This is a genomic window from Pseudomonas sp. NPDC090208 (genome assembly GCF_044746785.1).
GTDB lineage: Bacteria > Pseudomonadota > Gammaproteobacteria > Pseudomonadales > Pseudomonadaceae > Aquipseudomonas.
The window spans coordinates 224,128-238,615 of sequence record NZ_JBIVCU010000011.1; the positions used below are offsets into that span (position 1 = coordinate 224,128).

At 62.5% G+C, this 14,488-nt stretch carries 15 protein-coding genes and 2 pseudogenes; 10 read left to right on the forward strand and 7 right to left on the reverse strand.

Annotated features, from left to right (window positions below; all coding sequences use genetic code 11):
- Positions 1–38 precede the first annotated feature (38 nt).
- On the forward strand, positions 39–932 hold the full coding sequence (locus ACIPL0_RS19505) for a LysR substrate-binding domain-containing protein (protein WP_400597810.1): 894 nt from the start codon (positions 39–41) through the stop codon (positions 930–932).
- A gap of 109 nt (positions 933–1,041) precedes the next feature.
- Positions 1,042–1,386, forward strand: coding sequence for a cupin domain-containing protein (locus ACIPL0_RS19510; RefSeq protein ID WP_400597808.1), 345 nt, complete (start codon positions 1,042–1,044; stop codon positions 1,384–1,386).
- Between the two features lie 95 nt (positions 1,387–1,481).
- Here ACIPL0_RS19510 and ACIPL0_RS19515 read toward each other — a convergent pair.
- From ACIPL0_RS19515 to ACIPL0_RS19525, 3 genes and pseudogenes are all read right to left on the reverse strand, one after another.
- A pseudogene (locus tag ACIPL0_RS19515) lies at positions 1,482–1,586 on the reverse strand (anti-sigma factor); the annotation flags it as partial.
- 522 nt (positions 1,587–2,108) lie between these two features.
- Positions 2,109–2,222: pseudogene (locus ACIPL0_RS19520) on the reverse strand (zf-HC2 domain-containing protein); the annotation flags it as partial.
- The gene (locus ACIPL0_RS19525) at positions 2,209–2,721 is read right to left on the reverse strand and encodes a sigma-70 family RNA polymerase sigma factor (protein WP_400731568.1); all 513 of its coding nucleotides are present in this window, start codon (positions 2,719–2,721) and stop codon (positions 2,209–2,211) included. The gene ACIPL0_RS19525 and the pseudogene ACIPL0_RS19520, both read right to left, overlap by 14 nt.
- A gap of 162 nt (positions 2,722–2,883) precedes the next feature.
- Between ACIPL0_RS19525 and ACIPL0_RS19530 the strand changes: the two genes are divergently transcribed.
- From ACIPL0_RS19530 to ACIPL0_RS19545, 4 genes are all read left to right on the forward strand, one after another.
- Complete coding sequence (locus ACIPL0_RS19530; RefSeq protein WP_400597805.1) at positions 2,884–3,855, forward strand: metallophosphoesterase family protein; 972 nt, start codon at positions 2,884–2,886, stop codon at positions 3,853–3,855.
- Between the two features lie 162 nt (positions 3,856–4,017).
- Positions 4,018–4,332: a cupredoxin domain-containing protein gene (locus ACIPL0_RS19535; RefSeq protein ID WP_400597803.1), complete on the forward strand. Its 315-nt coding sequence runs from the start codon at positions 4,018–4,020 to the stop codon at positions 4,330–4,332.
- Positions 4,333–4,446: 114 nt separating this feature from the next.
- Entirely contained in the window at positions 4,447–5,109 is a 663-nt protein-coding gene (locus ACIPL0_RS19540) for a carbonic anhydrase (RefSeq protein WP_400597801.1), read from the forward strand.
- Between the two features lie 111 nt (positions 5,110–5,220).
- Positions 5,221–5,460 (forward strand): DUF2790 domain-containing protein, encoded by a 240-nt coding sequence (locus ACIPL0_RS19545; protein WP_400597798.1) that lies wholly within the window; start codon positions 5,221–5,223, stop codon positions 5,458–5,460.
- A 150-nt stretch (positions 5,461–5,610) separates the two neighbouring features.
- Here the strand turns inward: ACIPL0_RS19545 and cynR are convergent, their stop codons facing one another.
- Complete coding sequence (cynR, locus tag ACIPL0_RS19550) at positions 5,611–6,510, reverse strand: transcriptional regulator CynR (RefSeq protein WP_400597796.1); 900 nt, start codon at positions 6,508–6,510, stop codon at positions 5,611–5,613.
- Between the two features lie 147 nt (positions 6,511–6,657).
- Between cynR and cynS the strand changes: the two genes are divergently transcribed.
- The 4 genes from cynS to argH all read left to right on the forward strand — a co-directional run bounded on the left by cynS (position 6,658) and on the right by argH (position 10,212).
- Positions 6,658–7,128 carry a cyanase gene (gene cynS, locus ACIPL0_RS19555; protein ID WP_400597794.1) on the forward strand — a complete coding sequence of 157 codons (471 nt, stop codon included), beginning with the start codon at positions 6,658–6,660 and terminating at the stop codon, positions 7,126–7,128.
- 175 nt (positions 7,129–7,303) lie between these two features.
- Complete coding sequence (locus ACIPL0_RS19560; protein WP_400597792.1) at positions 7,304–7,927, forward strand: DJ-1/PfpI family protein; 624 nt, start codon at positions 7,304–7,306, stop codon at positions 7,925–7,927.
- Positions 7,928–8,253: 326 nt separating this feature from the next.
- The gene (gene grxC, locus ACIPL0_RS19565; protein ID WP_400597790.1) at positions 8,254–8,508 is read left to right on the forward strand and encodes a glutaredoxin 3; all 255 of its coding nucleotides are present in this window, start codon (positions 8,254–8,256) and stop codon (positions 8,506–8,508) included.
- Positions 8,509–8,784: 276 nt separating this feature from the next.
- Positions 8,785–10,212 carry an argininosuccinate lyase gene (argH, locus tag ACIPL0_RS19570; protein WP_400597789.1) on the forward strand — a complete coding sequence of 476 codons (1,428 nt, stop codon included), beginning with the start codon at positions 8,785–8,787 and terminating at the stop codon, positions 10,210–10,212.
- Between the two features lie 130 nt (positions 10,213–10,342).
- Here the strand turns inward: argH and mmsB are convergent, their stop codons facing one another.
- The 3 genes from mmsB to ACIPL0_RS19585 all read right to left on the reverse strand — a co-directional run bounded on the left by mmsB (position 10,343) and on the right by ACIPL0_RS19585 (position 14,347).
- Positions 10,343–11,230: a 3-hydroxyisobutyrate dehydrogenase gene (gene mmsB, locus ACIPL0_RS19575; RefSeq protein ID WP_400597787.1), complete on the reverse strand. Its 888-nt coding sequence runs from the start codon at positions 11,228–11,230 to the stop codon at positions 10,343–10,345.
- Between the two features lie 211 nt (positions 11,231–11,441).
- Positions 11,442–12,965 carry a CoA-acylating methylmalonate-semialdehyde dehydrogenase gene (locus ACIPL0_RS19580; protein WP_400597786.1) on the reverse strand — a complete coding sequence of 508 codons (1,524 nt, stop codon included), beginning with the start codon at positions 12,963–12,965 and terminating at the stop codon, positions 11,442–11,444.
- 47 nt (positions 12,966–13,012) lie between these two features.
- Positions 13,013–14,347, reverse strand: coding sequence for an MFS transporter (locus ACIPL0_RS19585; protein WP_400597784.1), 1,335 nt, complete (start codon positions 14,345–14,347; stop codon positions 13,013–13,015).
- Positions 14,348–14,488 lie beyond the last annotated feature (141 nt).

Here is a 14,488-nt window from a genome sequence, read left to right on the forward strand (position 1 = left end):
CCAGCTCCTACAAAAGCGGGTGCAATCCGGAAACTTGTATGCACTTTGATCTGATCGACCTCAAGCTTTTCCTCCATGTGCTGGAGGCCGGCAATATCACCGCCGGGGCGGCGCACAGTCATTTGTCGTTGGCGTCGGCCAGTGCGCGGATTCGGGGGCTGGAAGGTTCGCTGGGCATTGCTCTGCTGGAACGCGGGCGGCGCGGGGTGACGCCGACAGCGGCGGGCAAGGCGCTGGCTCAGCATGCGCGGCTGATTCTGCAGCAGGCCGAACGCCTGCAGGCCGATCTCACCGAATATGCCCAGGGCTTCAAAGGCCAGATCCGCCTGCTGTGCAACACCTCGGCCCTCAGCGAGCACCTGCCGGAGCGGCTGGCCGGGTTTCTCACCCGCCATCCGAACATCGACATCAACCTGGAAGAACACCCCAGCCTGCGCATCCTTCACGCGGTGCGCCACGGCACGGCGGACATCGGCATCATTTCCGACGCGGTGGACGCCAGCGACCTGCAGACCCTGCCCTTCTGCGCCGACCCGCTGGTGCTGATTACACCACCTGATCACCCGCTGGCCGCCCTGTCCGACGTACGTTTCGCCCAGGCGCTGGAATACGACTTCGTCGGCCTAGGCGTCAACAGCGCCATGGCCATCTACCTTGAAGAACAAGCCCTGCACATTGGCCGCCGCCTGAAGATCCGCGTGCGCGCCGAGAGCTTCGACGGCGCCCTGCGCATGGTCGTGCGCGGCGCCGGTCTGAGCGTGGTGCCGCTGGCAGCGGTGCAACGTTTTCAACAGGCGGGCCGGTTGAAGAGCATCGCCCTGACCGATCACTGGGCCGACCGCCAGTTGCGGCTCTGCGCGCCTGATTTTTCCGCGTTGCCGGGTTATGCGAAAGCGTTGCTGGACACCCTGACAGCCGATGCGCCCAAATGACCGAACGAGCGCTCCTGAGCACATCGATGTCGAGCCCAGACAACTGAACCGCTGAAGACCTCCCTATGGTGTGCGAGCGCAAACTTTCGCCACCTCATTCGGAGCTGTCATGAGCAAATCCATCGTCCTTCTTCGCGACACCACGCCACTGCCCGTCGTCGACGCCTGCAAATGGGAACGCATCGGCGGCGACCCGCACACCGTCAACCTCAACGCCTACACCAGCGCCGACGGCGAAAAGATCATGGGTACCTGGATCTGCACACCGGGCAAGTGGTACGTCGAGTACGTGAAGTGGGAATACTGCGACTTCCAGGAAGGCTACTGCGTCCTCACCCCTGAAGGTCAGGAGCCAATCCACCTGAAAGCCGGCGACAAGTTCATCATCGAACCGGGCTTCAAAGGCACCTGGGAAGTGGTCGAAACCGTGCGCAAGTACTTCGTCTTCGCCTGATTTCGTTGCTCCGGTTGCAGGCGTCAGCGGACGCCTGCAACGCCTCGCTGCATCCCCCGCGACAGACTCCGCTATAGCCTCCTCTACAGCCCCTTGCCGACCAGTTCGCTGAAGGTCTCCAGCTCGCTTTTTTCCAGGTCCGATACCGCGATGAAACGCATGTTGTCGTGCTGCCAGGTCACCACGTTGTAGCCACGCAGAGACAGGACTTCACGCGCCTTGTCGCCGCTGCTCACGGGCACGATGAACAGGTTGATCACGTGCTTCGCCCGGCCATAGGACAAGGCCGCCGCCGTCTGGTGTTGCAGGTAATCCAGCCGCCCGCCGAGCAGTGGATAGCCCTGCTCCTTGAAGTCGTAGACCGGCGGCGAGAAGTCCAGCTTACCGGTGAACCAGGGTTTGACCGTGTGCCGGTCCGAGGACGCCACATCGTTCAGGTGTTCGGCCATCAACGAACGCACATGGCTCGACACCGCCTCGTCCATCCACGGCTGCTCGGCCGGTGGCGTGGCGACGTACACCACCAGCGCCAACGCCAGCGCCGCCGCAGAGAACGCCGGTGCCAGCCAGCTGCGCAGTTTTGCCATCCAGTCCTGTGACGTTGCGGGCTGCGGCGCGAACACCGTACGCACCAGCAGGTCGGGCGCCGGGTAGTACGCCGCGTGGCGTTTGACGCTGTCGATCAGCAGCTGGGCCTGCGCCTGCTCGCGACGGCACTCGGCGCAGCCTTGCAGGTGATCGACCATGGCGGCGCGCGCGACGGCGTCCAGCTCGTTGTCGAGAAAGCCGTGAAGCTGGTTGCGGCAGGTGGTGCAGGTGAGTTCAGTCATGGGCATGCAACTTGAGCAGTTCGAGCTTGAGCATCGCGCGCGCCCGGGTCAGGCGCGACATGACGGTGCCCAGCGGAATATCCACTACACGGGCGATGTCCTTGTAGGCCATGCCTTCCAGTTCCTTGAGCACGATCACCTCGCGAAAGGCCGGCGCCAGGGCTTGCAGCGCCTGCTGAAGGAGCCGTGCATCTTCGGCATGCATGGCCAGTAGTTCGGGCGTCTGGCCGTGGCTCAGGGCGATATCGTCCTCGGCGATTTCATCGCCCAGCGCCACCCAGCGACCATCGGCCGAAGCCTTCAGCCAGCCATAGCTTTCATGGCGGACGATGGTCAGAAACCACGCCTTGGGGTTGCCGTCGACGAATTGATGCACGAAGCGGAACGCCCGGATCGCACTGGCCTGCACCACGTCCTGCGCCGCGCTCTCGTCGCCGGTCAGCCAGCGGGCAAGGTTATAGGCGGCGTCCATGTGTGGCGCGAACAATTCCTCGAATCGCTTCATGTCGGCTCCGGTCACTGATCCTCCTATAACCGCGCCCGTCCGGATTTTATTCCCGAAAAAAAATTTATTTCTGCACCCGGAATAAAAGCCCACGGTGCCCGGTTGTAAAGGGTGTCTGCTCGATTCGAGCGCTGCTACCCACACGACACCGAGGACACCCCCATGACACGCGACCGCAGATCATCGGAAAAACGCACCGACGGACCGCTCGACCCGAGCCGCCGCACCCTGCTCAAGTGTTCCGCGTGGGCCGGTGCCGGTGTGCTGTGGGCCATGGCTGGCGGCGTGCCACGGGCATTCGCGCTGGACAGCAGCGGCGCGCCGACCGACCTGGCAGCCCTTAACAGCAATTTTCACTTCGTGCAGATCAGCGACTCGCACATCGGCTTCAACAAGGAAGCCAACCCCGAGCCGGTGAAGACCCTGCAAGAAGCCATCGGCAAGGTTGTCGCCCTGCCCCAGCGGCCGTCGCTGATCCTGCACACCGGCGATATCACCCACCTGTCGAAACCTGCCGAGTTCGACACCGCCGAGCAATTGCTCAAGGGCTTGCCGGCCAGCGTGCATTACGTGCCTGGCGAGCACGACACCCTCGACGAAGGCGGCGGCAAGCTGTACCTGGAGCGCTACGGCAAGGGCACCCGAGGCAACGGCTGGTACAGCTTCGACGATCACGGCGTGCACTTCATTGCTCTGGTCAACGTGTTCAATTTCCAGGCCGGCCGCGAGGCCACGCTGGGCGCCGAACAACTGGCGTGGCTGGCCGACGACCTGCGCGCGGTGTCGACCAGCACACCGGTCGTGGTGTTCACCCACATTCCGCTGTGGACGCTGTACCAGCCCTGGGGCTGGGGCACCGAGGACGGCGACCAGGCTATCGCCATGCTGCGCAAGTACGGCTCGGTCACGGTACTCAACGGCCACATTCATCAGGTCATCCAGAAGGTGGAAGGCAACATCACCTTCCACACCGCGCGCGGCACGGCTTATCCACAGCCGGCGCCGGGCACCGCGCCCTCACCCGGCCCGATGACCGTGCCGGCGGATCAATTGCGCAATTACCTGGGCCTCACCGACGTCAGGGCGACTCAGGGGGATCATCCCTTGGCGCTGATCGATTCGACGCTGGCGTGAAGACGACGGAGGACCACCTGTGGGAGCGAATTCATTCGCGAGAGGCCGGTACATCCGACACAGATCGGTTGTCTGGAGCATTTTTCGCGAATGAATTCGCTCCCACAGGGAAATGTGCACCACCCGCTCTCCACTGCATCACTCAACCCCGGAGTCCGCTTCATGAAAACCTTTCTGCAATCCGCTCTGCTCAGTTCCTTGCTCATCGCCCTGCCCGCTCTGGCCGACGACGTGCGCATCAACATCAAGGATTTCATGTTCGCCCCCACAGACCTGAACATCCCGGTCGGCAGCACCGTGACCTGGGTCAACGACGACCAGATTCCGCACACGGTCATCGAAACCCACAAGGCGTTTCACTCGGCGGCGCTGGACACTAGCGAGAGCTTCACCTTTCAGTTCGATAACGCCGGCACGTTCGAGTACTTCTGCGGGCTGCACCCACAGATGATCGGCAAGATCGTGGTCGGTGGATAAGCCGTCCACAAACTATAGGGACGACCAATAGCTTGGATTGCATATGAGTCTTAGACGTTATAGCTGCGAGCGCGCAACATCGCTTCCACAGCCAACCCACTCCAGGTACTCACCATGAAAGCGCTCATCGACGGCATTCTGAAATTCCAGAAAGAAGCCTTCCCACAACGCACCGATCTGTTCAAACACCTGTCGACCACGCAGAGCCCGGGCACGCTGTTCATCAGTTGCTCTGACAGCCGCATCGTCCCCGAGCTGCTGACCCAGCAGGAACCCGGCGAGCTGTTCGTGATCCGCAATGCCGGCAACATCGTGCCGTCCTACGGTCCTGAGCCGGGCGGTGTGTCCGCCACCGTCGAATACGCGGTGGCCGTGCTCGGCGTCACCGACATCGTGATCTGCGGCCACTCCGATTGCGGCGCCATGACTGCGATCTCCCAGTGCAAATGCCTGGATCACCTGCCGGCGGTGGCCAGTTGGTTGCGCCACGCCGACTCGGCGAAGGTCATCAACCAGGCTCGCCCACACAGCAGCGATGCCGCCAAGTTGAGCGCGATGGTGCGGGAAAACGTGATCGCCCAACTGTCGAATCTGCAGACCCACCCAAGCGTGCGTCTGGCCCTGCAGAAAGGTGAAGTGAACCTGCACGGCTGGGTCTACGACATCGAAACCGGTGGCGTCGAAGCGCTGGACGGTGACAGCCACAGCTTCGTCTCGCTGGCCGATCACCCGCACACCTGCGCCCATCGCTCGATTCGCGAAACCGCTGCCGCCTGATCGCGCCAGCTCTACAACCCTGAACGCCTGAAGTCTTCAGCGCATGGTTCGCCATGCGCCGGACACCTGCACGCCCGAAAAGCGGGCTCATACACTCAAGAGGATTGCACCATGTACAAATCACTGCTGATCGCCGCCCTGTCACTGACCGGTTTTGCCGCCCACGCCGACGACGCCGCCCCCGTGACCCACTACCAATACGGCACCCATCTGGACATCGCCAAGGTCATCAGCCAGAGCGGCCCGGATGAGTTCCTCGACGTCGCGCCCGTGACTCTGGTCTACCTGGACTCCGCCGGCGTGCGCCATGTCCTGCAATACGACGTGGTCGGCACAGGGCACACCGGTTGAAGCTGCCGGTGTGTTGTACCCCGGATCTCCTGTGGGAGCGAATTCATTCGCGAGAGGCCGGTACATCCGACACAGATCGGTTGTCTGGCCCATTTTTCGCGAATGAATTCGCTCCCACAGGGAAAAGCTCATCGGCAACAAATCCCCTTTCTACTCGTCTTCCCCCAACAGGGTCGCGAGTTTGTCCCGCAGCAATTTCTCGAACGCCGCTGACGCCGTGCTCTGATAGCTGTTCCTGCGCTTGAGCAAGGCCGCCGTCCGCTGTGGCGGCTCACCGATGAAATCGATCTTGCGCAAGGTGCGGTCTTCATTGGCCGTGGCCTGGGGCAGAATCGTTGCCACCCCGGCATGACGGGTAATCTCCAGAATCGCATTCACTGAACTGGCTTCCAGGATCACCGTGGGCTTGATGCCATGGGCGACGCAATAGTCGTCGATGCACGTGCGGGTGATGAAGTTACCGGTGAGCAGCGCCAGTGGCAGGCGCTCCAGTTCGGCAGGCGCCAGTGGCTCGTGGCGCTCATACAGCGGGTGATCGCGGCCCACCATCAGCGCCAGCTTTTCTTCAAACAGCGGCGACGACTCGATATCGGCATTCCACACCTCGGTGAAGGCAATGGCGATGTCCAGCGAGTCATCGGCCAGCCCCGCTTCGACATCCGCCATCGACAGCTCGAACACTTCCAGACGAATGCCCGGGTACAGCGCGAGAAAATCCCGTACCAACGGGCCCGCCAGATACGCCATGAACGTCGGCGTCATTGCCAGCCGCAAACTGCCCCGGGACAGGTCCTTGACGTCGTGGATCGCGCGCTTGCCCGCCTCAAGGTCCCGCAATATCCGCCGCGCATATTCGATGTACACCGCACCCGCGTCGGTGGGGTGGACCGTGCGCGCGCTGCGGTCGAGCAGTTCCACACCGAGGGACTCCTCCAACTGGCGGATCTGCTGTGACAGCGTCGGCTGCGAGACGTACAGAGCTTGCGCGGCGCGGGTAAAATTGCCGTGGTCGGCGACCGCCAACAGATAGCGCAGATGACGGAGAAGCATGGGCAGATTCCTATAGGCAGCACTTATGGAAAGTATTGCATATGAGTCTTGGAACTAATAATTGAATGCCGCCATGATCAGTCCCACAGCAACCGGCAACACCCACTTGAGTTGCTAAGCACCCTACACCGCACCGGAGTTACTGACATGACACAAGCACAAGCCTACCAAGACCCAACCCTGGCCCTGACCGCTAAAGTTCTCGACAGCAAAGCCAAGAAAGGCCTGACGTTCGAACAACTCAACGAAGGCACCGGCCTGAGCCTGACCTACGTGACCGCCGCCCTGCTCGGCCAGCACCCGCTGACCAAGGAAGTCGCCACCCTCATCGGTCAGCGTCTGGAACTGAGCGCCGACGACGTCCTGCAACTGCAAAGCATCCCCCTGCGTGGCAGCATCGGCAACGGCGTTCCGACCGACCCGACCGTGTACCGTTTCTACGAAATGATCCAGGTCTACGGCACCACCCTGAAGGCGCTGGTCCACGAACAATTCGGCGACGGCATCATCAGCGCCATCAACTTCAAGATGGACATCAAGAAAGTCGAAGATCCGGAAGGCGGCTCCCGCGCCGTGATCACTCTGGACGGCAAGTTCCTGCCATACCGTCCTTTCTAAGCCACACCGCTCCCGCCAAATGCCTGACCTCGGTCAGGCATTTTTTTTGCCCGCTGCACCGTCAGCGTTTCATTCACCGAAACACTGGATTACCGATTCGAGGGCTTCTGCTGCCGGGCTTCAGAGCGGAGCATGAGCCGCTACCCCCATCCGCTCACCTGAACGAGGACTCCCCATGAAACGCGTACTGATGTTGTTGGCCAATGGCGTCGAACCGCTGGAAATGGCGGCGTTCACCGACGTGCTGGGCTGGGCCGACCTGCTCGGCGATCAGCCGCTGGAACTGGTCCATGCCGGGCTGAGACGGCAGATCACCACGACGTTCGGCCTGTCGCTCAATCCGCGTTACCTGCTCGATGAAATCGATCTGGACAGCTTCGATGCGCTGGCGCTGCCGGGCGGTTTCGAGCCGTCGGGTTTCTACGAAGAAGCGTTGAGCGAGCCGTTCCTGAATGTCATCCGCCACTTCGTCGCGGCGGACAAAACCGTCGCCAGTGTCTGCGTGTCCTCGCTGTGCCTGGGCAGTGCGGGGGTGCTGAAAGGACGCAACGCGACGACCTATCACCAGGTGGGCGGCAAGCGTAAAGCCCAGTTGCTGGAGAGCGGCGCGCAATTCATCGATCGCCCGGTGGTGGTCGACGGCCGCTTCATCACCTCAAGCGGCCCGGGCACGGCCACCGAAGTCGCGTTTCTGCTGCTGGAGCAACTGAGCAGCGCCGAAAACGCCACGTATGTCCGCCAGAAAATGCGCTTCGCCACACCGGACCAGGCGTGGTTTGAAACGCCGCAGGTGCCTTGAGCCACGAACACATCACTTCCCTGTAGGAGCTGGCTTGCCCTGCGACCGGCTGCGAAGCAGTCGTGAATTCAGACGACTATGCATTCCTGACACACCGCATTCACCGGTTTTACGACGACTGCGTCGCCGGTCGCAGGACAAGCCAGCTCCTACAAGGGTGGCGGTGTACGTTAGACGATCTGCCGCATATCCACGACGCTCAGACGCCAAAAGCCGTCCGGCCCGCACTAATATGAAAGCCGTCATGAATGGCTCCACACATCACCGGGCCATTCCAAAAACCGATCCACGGCTGCGTCCACTGGCCGACCACGGAGTCAAATGCCATGTCTGAAGTTACCATCTACACCACCAGCACCTGCCCTTACTGTGTTGCCGCCAAGAGCCTGCTCAAGGGCAAAGGCGTGCGCTTCAACGAAATCAACGTGCAGACTTCGGTCGCACAGCGCCAGATCATGATGGACCGCAGCGGCCGTCGCACCGTGCCGCAGATCTTCATTGGCGACCGTCACATCGGCGGCTTCGACGACATGGCCCTGCTGGAACGCAAAGGCGAGCTGAACGCCCTGCTGTCGGCTTGATGGTGCGTCCCTTGTAACAAGAGGCAACTCCGAACCTGTGGGAGCGGGCTTGCCCGCGAAAGCGTCAGGTCAAACGCAGCAGGTTTGCCTGACACGGCACCTTCGCGGGCAAGCCCGCTCCCACAGATCAGGTTTGCCAACCTTGGGCTCCCTGGCAGGTTTCCATTTCTGCCAAGTCCACTTGCCATCTGTGACATTTCCCCCGCTTGCCGTTTTTCCTAGGCTCTGGTCGACGCCTGGCTTGCCAGCCTTCCACCGATCCAAGGGGAAATACCGATGTCCGATGCTACGGAGCGCCTGTGGGGCGCGCGGTTCAAATCCGGTCCGGCGCCTGCCATGGCCAACCTGTCGCGGGCGCCGCGCGACTACTTTCGCCTGACGCCTTACGATCTGGCCGGCTCCAGAGCCCACGCCAACGAGTTACAGCGGGCCGGCCTGCTCGACGCCGAAGAAACCCGGCGCATCCTCGACACCCTGCAGGCCATCGGTGAAGATTTCGCCGCCGGTCGGGTCGAGCCCATCGATGCCGACGAAGACGTCCACACCTTCATCGAACGCCTGCTGACCGAACGCCTCGGCGCCCTGGGCGGCAAGCTGCGCGCCGGCCGCTCGCGCAACGACCAGACCGCCAACGACATGCGCCTGCTGCTGCGCGACCAGATTCGCGTGCTGACCCTGGCGGTGCTCGACCTGCAACAGGCGCTGGTGGCCCAGGCCGAGCAACACATCGACACCATCGCCCCAGGCTTCACCCATCTTCAGCAAGCCCAACCCATCGTTTTCGCCCATCACCTGATGGCCCACGCCCAGGCGATTCATCGCGACATCCAGCGCCTGCAAGACTGGGACCGGCGCTTCAACCTGTCGCCCCTCGGCGCTGCCGCCATGGCGGGCTCGGCCATCGCCCGCGACCCGCAACGCTCGGCGGCGGAAATGGGCTACGCCGGCCCCTGCGAAAACTCCATTGATGCGGTCGCCAGCCGCGACCATGTCGCCGAATTCCTGTTCTGCGCCAGCATGCTCGGGATCAACATTTCGCGGATGGCCGAAGAGTTCTGTCTGTGGACCTCGCGGCAATTCCGCTGGGTCGAACTGGACGACGGCTATGCCACCGGCAGCTCGATCATGCCGCAGAAAAAGAACCCGGACATCGCCGAACTGGCGCGAGGCAAGTCAGGCCGTCTGATCGGTTCGCTGACCGCGATCCTGGCCGTGCTCAAGGCCCAGCCGCTGTCGTACAACCGCGACCTCAGTGAGGACAAACACGCCGTGCTCGATGCGCTGGACACGCTGTTTCTGGTGCTGCCGGCATTCTCCGGCATGGTGCGGACCATGAAGGTGCGCCGCGAAGAGTTGCTGCATCAGGCGCCGCTGGGGTTCACCCTCGCCACCGAAGTTGCCGACTGGCTGGCCGTGCGCGGCGTGCCGTTCAAGGAGGCCCACGAAATCACCGGGCAACTGGTGCAGTTGTGCGAAGCGCAAGACATCGGTCTAGAACAATTGACCCCTGCGATGCTGGCGGAAACCGATGCCCGGCTGACGCCCGAAGTGCTCGACGCCCTGACCCTGGACGCCGCCCTCGCCGCCCGCAGCGGTTGGGGTGGTACATCACCGGCGCGGGTGGCGGAGCAGATCGGGCGGTTCAAGCAGCACTTGCTGACGCAGGAGCAATGGGCCAATGAATACGCCGGCCCGCGCGGCTGACGCCGAGCCCGAGCCAAATGAAAAACCTGTGGGAGCCGGCTTGCTGGCGAATGCGCAACGTCAGACACATCGACGTCGACTGACACACTGTATTCGCCAGCAAGCCGGCTCCCACAAGTCTGTGACCCGGCTATTCCTTCTTGCGATATCCCTCGATCACCGCCGAAAAATCCTTGCCGCCATCACCGCGCAGGCTCATCGCCTGATACAGCTGATGCGCCACGGCGCCAAGGATCACCGGCTGATGCGCCGCCTTGGCGGCATCGGTCGCCAGGCCGAGGTCCTTCAACATCAGTTCCGCACCAAAGCCACCGGTATAGCCTCGTGACGCCGGCGCCGTTTCGACGATGCCCGGCCACGGGTTGTACATCTCTGAACTCCAGCAACGGCCGGTCGAGCTGTTGATGATGTTGGCCAGCACCGCCGTATCGATGCCAAGGCTATTGCCCAGCGCCATCGCTTCGGCCACACCGATCATGGAAATCCCCAACAGCATGTTGTTGCAGATCTTGGCGATCTGTCCGTTGCCGACATCGCCGCAATGCACGATGTTGCGCCCCATCTGCGCGAGGATCGGCTTGAGCACGGTGAAGTGCTCGACGCTGGCACCGACCATGAACGTCAGCGTGCCGGCCTGAGCGCCGCCGGTGCCGCCGGACACCGGCGCATCGCCGACCACCACGCCCTGCTTCGCCGCAGCGGCCGCCACGTCGCGAATGGTCTGCGGGTCGATGGTGCTGCAATCCACCGCCGGCACGCCAGGGGCAATCCCCGCCAGCACGCCGTCGTCGTTCAGGTACACCGCGCGCACATGGGCCGCTGCCGGCAGCATGGTGATCACCAACTCGGCATCCTGCGCGGCATGTTTCGGCGATTCGCTGATGCGGCTGCCGAGTTCGGCCAGCTCGTTCAGCACCTGTTTGTTGAGGTCGAACAGATGCAGTTGATGCCCGGCCCGAATCAGGTTGCGCGCCATCGGCGCGCCCATGTTGCCCAGACCGATGAATGCGATTTTCATGGTGTTCTCCTTACGAGGTCCTTTGTAGGAGTGAGCTTGCTCGCGATTGCGGTGTGTCAGGCGCCGATGATGAATCTGACACGACGCTATCGCGAGCAAGCTCACTCCTACAGGAGAGATGTTTGCGTTTCAGTCGACACGGACTCACCGCCTGAAACGCCGCTTCGCGAATGAATTCGCTCCCACAGGGGCATGCCGGCCCGTCCTTCGATCAACGCAGATTGATCGTCGTATTCACCCCGTCATTCACGCTGTCGTCATCGAACCAGCGGCTGGTGACGGTCTTGGTCTGAGTGTAGAACTGCACCACCTGTTTGCCGTACGGACCCAGATCGCCGAGCTTGGAGCCGCGCGAGCCGGTGAAACTGAAGAACGGCACCGGCACTGGAATCGGGATGTTGATGCCAACCTGACCGACGTCGATTTCGCTCTGGAACTTGCGCGCCGCCGCACCGCTCTGGGTGAACAGACCGACGCCGTTACCGAACGGGTTGGCGTTGACCAGCTCGATGGCCTGATCCAGCGTGTCGACCTCGATCACCGACAGCACCGGGCCGAAGATTTCCTGGGTGTAGATCTGCATCGCCGTGGTCACGCCGGTGAACAGCGTCGGACCGATGAAATTGCCATCCTCGTATCCGGCCACCTGAATGTCGCGTCCGTCCAGCTCCAGCCTGGCGCCTTCCTTCACGCCGCTTTCGATCAGGTCGAGAATCCGCTGCTTCGCGCGTTTGGAAATCACCGGCCCGACATCGGTGCCCGGCTCGTTGCCGGCGTTGACCTTGAGCTTCTGCGCCAGCGCCTTGAGCTCGGGAATCCATTGTTTCGAGGCGCCGACCAGGACCACCACCGAGGTCGCCATGCAGCGTTGGCCTGCCGCACCAAAACCGGCACCGACCAGCGCATTCAGCGTTTGCTCGCGGTTGGCATCGGCCAGCACCACGGCGTGGTTCTTGGCGCCCATCATCGACTGCACGCGCTTGCCATGCTTGCCCGCCAGGTCATAGACATGGGTGCCGACGGCGGTCGAGCCGACAAAGGAAATCGCCTTGATGTCCTTGTGCGTGCAGATGGCGTCCACCACGTCCTTGCCGCCGTGTACCACGTTGAGCACACCGGCCGGCACTCCGGCTTCCACCGCCAGTTCCACCAGCAGCATGGTCGACATCGGGTCCTGCTCGGACGGCTTGAGCACGAAGGTATTGCCGCAGGCGATGGCCATCGGGAACATCCACAGCGGAATCATCGCCGGGAAGTTGAACGGCGTGATGCCGGCGCACACGCCCAGCGGTTGGCGCAGGGTGTAGGTGTCGACGCCACCGGCAACGTTCTCGGCGAATTCACCCATCTGCAGGGTGCCGATGGAACAGGCGTGTTCGACCACTTCCAGACCGCGAAAGATGTCGCCTTCGGCATCGGCAATGGTCTTGCCCTGCTCGGCACTGAGCACCACGGCGATGCGCTTGGAGTGCTCGCGAATCAGCGCCTGCAGCTTGAGCATGATGCGCATGCGCGCACCGATCGGCGTGTCGCGCCAGGTCTTGAAGGCCTTGTGCGCAGCGGCCACGGCGGCGTCCACCTCAGCGCTGGTGGCGAACGGCACCTGCGCCAGCACCTGCTGGGTGGCCGGGTTGATCACATCCAGCCACTGGCTGCTTTGCGACTCGACCCACTCGCCGTCGATCAGCATTTTCACGCGGGCCACTGTGGTGTTGTTCTTGTTCAAAACGTTCATTGCAGTGTTCTCCATTCAAAACGGCGCCGCCTCGGCAGCGCCGATAATCAGATTCGGGCCGACGAACTTCTCACCGGATCGCGCTTCATCATCGCCGTGCAAACCAGCGCCACCAGGGCCATGCCCAGCAGGTAAACGATCACGTAATGCGGACGGCCATCACCGACCGCCAACAGTTGCGTGGCGATCATCGGAGCGAAGCCGCCGCCCAGTACGCCAGCCAGTTGCACCGACACCGAGATGCCGCTGTAGCGGATTTCTGCCGGGAACTGCCGGGCGAACAGCAGCGATTCCGGCGCGTACAGAATCGGGAACACCACGCCCACCGCCAGCACCATGGCCCACCAGACCAGTTGCGGCTCGCGGGTGCCGAGCATGGCGAAGAACGGATAAACGAAGGCGCAGAGCAACAGCAGTCCGGCGAAGTACAGGCGCTTCTGGCCGACCTTGTCGGACAGGTGCCCGCACAACGGCATGGTGATCAGCGACAGCGCCGCCCCGGCGGTGATCGCGCTGAGAATGTCGGCGCGAGGGATCTGCAACTGGTTGGCGGCGTAGGCCAGGGCGAACGTCACCGACATGTAGAACCAGGCGTTCTCGGCAGTGCGTGCGCCGATGATGGTCAGGGTTTCCCGAGGATGGTTGCGGAACACCTGAAACAGCGGCACCTTGACCGCGATCTTGTCCTTTTTCAGCTTTTCGAAATCCGGCGATTCCGGGACTTTCAGACGAATCAGCCAGCCCACCCCCAGCAGCACGATGCTGGCCAGAAACGGCAGGCGCCAGCCCCAACTGAGCATGTCCTCTTCCGGCAGTTTCGCCACTAGCCCCATCGCCAGCGACGCCAGCACCAGCCCGGCGCCCACACCGGTTTGTGGCAGGCTGCCGTAGAAACCTTTCTTGCCTTCCGGCGCGTGCTCGACCGCCATCAACACAGCCCCGCCCCATTCGCCGCCGACCGCCATGCCCTGCAAGAAGCGCATGGTCACCAGCAACACGGCGGCCCAGTAGCCGATCTGCTGATAAGTGGGGATCAGGCCGATGATGATGGTCGGAATCCCCATCAGCATCAGAGTGAACAGCAGCATGGATTTGCGCCCGATGCGGTCACCGAAATGACCGAAGACGATGCCGCCCAGCGGACGCCCCAGAAAGCCCACGGCATAGGTGGCGAACGCCGCCAGTACACCGATGATAGGGTCCAGCGCCGGAAAAAAGATTTTGTTGAAGATCAGCGCGGCAGCCGTGCCGTACAGGAAAAAGTCGTACCACTCGATGGTGGTGCCGGCCATGCTCGCCGCACCGGCGAGGCGATAGGATTTGCGCTTGCTGGTCGAGGCTGCGCTGGCAGCTCCGACGTCCACGGTAATCGCGTGCTTCATAAACTCCTCCGCTTATTTATTGTTGTGCAGGGTGTTATGGCGTGTGGGTGATGCGGTTTTGTCCTGTCTGACCTCGGTCTCGAAAAGATTGCTGAATGGTGGGAGCCGGCTTGCTGGCGAAAGCGACCTGTCTGCAACGAC